The 3,565-nt window shown below is 31.2% G+C and carries 2 protein-coding genes; both read right to left on the bottom strand.

Features of this window, described 5'->3' with window-relative positions:
* Window positions 1–340 precede the first annotated feature (340 nt).
* The gene (gene lpxC / locus L8D11_RS04180) at window positions 341–1,189 is read right to left on the bottom strand and encodes a UDP-3-O-acyl-N-acetylglucosamine deacetylase (protein ID WP_236870420.1); all 849 of its coding nucleotides are present in this window, start codon (window positions 1,187–1,189) and stop codon (window positions 341–343) included.
* A 141-nt stretch (window positions 1,190–1,330) separates the two neighbouring features.
* Complete coding sequence (gene typA / locus L8D11_RS04175) at window positions 1,331–3,139, bottom strand: translational GTPase TypA (protein ID WP_236870419.1); 1,809 nt, start codon at window positions 3,137–3,139, stop codon at window positions 1,331–1,333.
* Between the last annotated feature and the right edge of the window lie 426 nt (window positions 3,140–3,565).

Here is a 3,565-nt window from a genome sequence, read left to right as displayed (position 1 = left end):
TACTTTGTACTTACCTTTTCTCAGCCTTTTTTTACTCATTCTAGAATTTTCTTCTATTTTTCTTCAGGCTATTTTATTTTTTATTCTTAGTCTATTTTTTCTTGCTTTTTATTTATGCAACAAAGTTCTTTTTTTATAGTGTTCAAGGTATCTGAAGAAAATTCCCAAATAGAATTATTTATAATTCCATTAAATATTTTGATTTTTATTATCAAGGTTTTATTCTATACCTTTTTTCATTATTTTTTTGCTACTTTATTTATATAAGGACGTTCTTTTTACACGAATTTTACGATATTCTCTAACAACATTCCCGAATATTAAAATTTTTAAATTTAATTTAGATTATTTTATATGAATCTGGGTTGTCAAATATCTTTTTTAACATGGCATTATTTAAATTATGACCAGCTTTAGTTGCCTTAATGTTTCCAATTATTCTATAGCCCGACAAAAATAAATCACCAACGCAATCTAATATTTTATGCTTAACAAATTCGTCTTCACATCTAAGACCTTCACTGTTAACCACACCAGTCTCGCTTAATCCTATGCTGTTGTTAAGAGAAGCTCCTCTTGCTAGCCCATTTTTTTTCAAAAATTCAACATCGCATAAAAACCCAAAAGTTCTAGCATTACCTATTTCATCTTCAAATTTTGTAGAATCTGAAAGGCTATAATTTTGATGCCCAATAGATTGGTGATTAAATTCAATATCAAAATCAATTGCAAAATTATTAGCACTTTCAATCACAATCTCCTTATCTTCATCAGTCACTTTAATAGTGTCCAAAATTTTTAAATACTTTCTTTTTTTTGATTGTGCTTTAATACCTGCTCTTTTTATTAGGCTGATAAATTCCTTAGAGCTTCCGTCCATCGCGGGGACCTCAGGTCCTGATACCTCTATCAAGGCATTATCAATATCCATACCCCATAATGCAGCCATAATGTGCTCAATGGTTGCTATTTTTATACCACTAGCATTAGAAATTTCAGTGCATAATTTTGTGTTTGTAACATTAAAAAACTTTGCAGGGATTATATTATTTTTCGATATATCAGATCTCTTGAATATAATGCCGGAATCTTCTTTTAGAGGTGAAATAACAAGATTTACAATTTCTCCTGTATGCAAACCAATTCCAGAAACACCATCTTTTTTACAAACAGTTTGTTGATAATCCATTTATGCACAAATAATAATTCTCTATTATATGTATAAACTCTATTTCCGTGTTTTTTAAATAAATAATTATTACAAAATATTGCAAAAAATTTCGCCAAAATTCAGGACTTTGTTCAAAATCTCAAGCATATTTTCAACGGTTTATTTTCTAGATGCTTTTTTTCTTTCATTTGGGCATAATATTGATTTACGAAGGCGAATATTATCAGGAGTAACCTCAATGAGTTCATCATCTTTAATGTATGACAAAGTTTCTTCGAGCGTAAAAAGTCTGTGTGGAGTCAATCTTATACTTTCATCTGTTCCAGAAGCTCTCATGTTAGTAAGTTGTTTACCCTTAATAGGATTTACCTCTAAATCATTATCTCTATTATGTTCACCTATTATCATACCTTCATAAATTTTGGTTTTTGGTGGTATAAATAAATCACCCCTGTCTTCTAAATTCCACAAAGCATAAGCGACGGATTCTCCATTTGAATTTGAAATTAAAGCCCCATTTCTTCTTGATATAATTTCTCCCCTATATTCTTGATAAGAATGAAATATCCTATTTATAATACCAGTACCTCTTGTATCATTGCGGAACTCATTTTGATAACCAATCAAACCTCTAGATGGAACATGAAGAATTAACCTAGTTTTTCCACCAGTTGAAGGCTTCATTTCTTTTAATTCAGCTTTTCTCAATGAGAGTTTTTCAATTACTATTCCACTATGTATCTCATCTACGTCAATTACCACTTCTTCAATAGGTTCCAAGGTTTTACCTTTATCGTCTTTTTTAAATAATACTCTAGGTCTTGAAACTGATAATTCAAAACCTTCTCTACGCATATTTTCAATTAAAACACCTAGTTGTAATTCGCCTCTACCACCAATTTCAAAACTTTCACCATTTTCTGAGATTTTTAGAGTGATGGTTATATTGCTTTCGGCTTCTTTTTCAAGTCTTGCTAAAATCATTCTTGATGTAACTTTTGAACCCTCAAGACCAGCTAAAGGTGAGCTATTTACGCTTATTGTAATAGCCATGGTTGGAGGGTCAATAGGGGTGGATTGTATAGGTGTAGTGACAGCACTGTTACATATTGTGTCTGCCACAGAAGTTTTTTCTATTCCAGAAATTGCTACAATATCTCCTGCTTCAGCAATTTCAATTGGTATTTTTTCTATTCCTTTAAACCCAAAAAGTTTTGTAAGTTTTGTGTTTTCTATAATTTTCCCATTTAAATCTATTGATTTAATACTATCCCCAACTTTAGCCGAACCTGAATATACCTTACCAATTAAAATTCTCCCCAAGTATGAGTCTGCAGTTAATATACTTGCAAGCATTGAAAATGGGGCAGATTTATCAACATTAGGTTTAGGAACATGTGTTGTTATCTTTGAAAATAGTGGTTTTAAATTTTCTCCTTTTTCGTTTTTTTCAGATGCCCAACCAGCTCTTCCAACAGCATATAATATCGGAAAGTCTAATTGCTCTTCTGTTGCATCCAGAGAATAAAACAAATCAAAAACTTCATCTAGGACTTCGTCAATTCTACTATCAGATCTATCAACCTTATTTATTACTACGATTGGCCTTAAACCTATTGAAAGTGCTTTTGATAATACAAATTTTGTTTGTGGCATTGCTCCTTCTGATGCGTCAACCAATAATATTGCGCCATCAACCATTGATAAAACTCTTTCTACCTCACCACCAAAATCAGCGTGACCTGGCGTATCTATTATATTATACTTTACTCCATCGTAATTCATAGAGGTGCATTTAGCAAGAATTGTTATGCCTCGCTCACGCTCAATATCGTTACAATCCATTATTCTAGTTTCTACCTCTTGATTATCTCGAAAGGTACCGCTTTGTTTGAGCATATTATCGATAAGTGTGGTCTTACCATGATCTACATGGGCTATAATTGCAACGTTACGAATCTCTGACATAAAGTCCTATAATATAAAGTAATAGGTATTAATATATAATTAACGCAAAATCGTCAAGTAAAAGAAAATTCACAGTAGATATTTTTTAAAAATATTAAAAATAGCAATATTGCTATAGTAGCAATTCGTAAAATATACTAATTTATTGGTGCAGAGATTTTGTAATTTTCAATTGCAGAGTTTCTTAACAGCATGATTGTAATTCTTCTATTTAGAGCAGAATATGGGTTATTTTGATCAGCCAAATCAGTATCAGCTCTAGCAATCACGGAATGAATTCTTTCAGAAGAAATGTTATTGGAAGCATAAATATTAGATAGCGTTAAGTAACTTTTAGAATCAACTCATTGTCAATATTTGCTTCATAAAGATTCCACTCATTAGAGGACATAGTCGCTTTAATCTGCAAAACATTGTGTGCATTCT

Source organism: Candidatus Bandiella numerosa, assembly GCF_021811875.1.
GTDB classification, from domain to species: Bacteria; Pseudomonadota; Alphaproteobacteria; order Rickettsiales; family Midichloriaceae; genus Aquirickettsia; species Aquirickettsia numerosa_A.
This window is presented reverse-complemented; position numbering and strand designations above follow the sequence as displayed.

What these genes read in the sequence shown, in the direction of transcription:
- typA (WP_236870419.1), bottom strand. Translation starts at nt 3,139, where the DNA reads ATGTCAGAGATTCGTAACGTTGCAATTATAGCCCATGTAGATCATGGT.
- lpxC (WP_236870420.1), bottom strand. Translation starts at nt 1,189, where the DNA reads ATGGATTATCAACAAACTGTTTGTAAAAAAGATGGTGTTTCTGGAATT.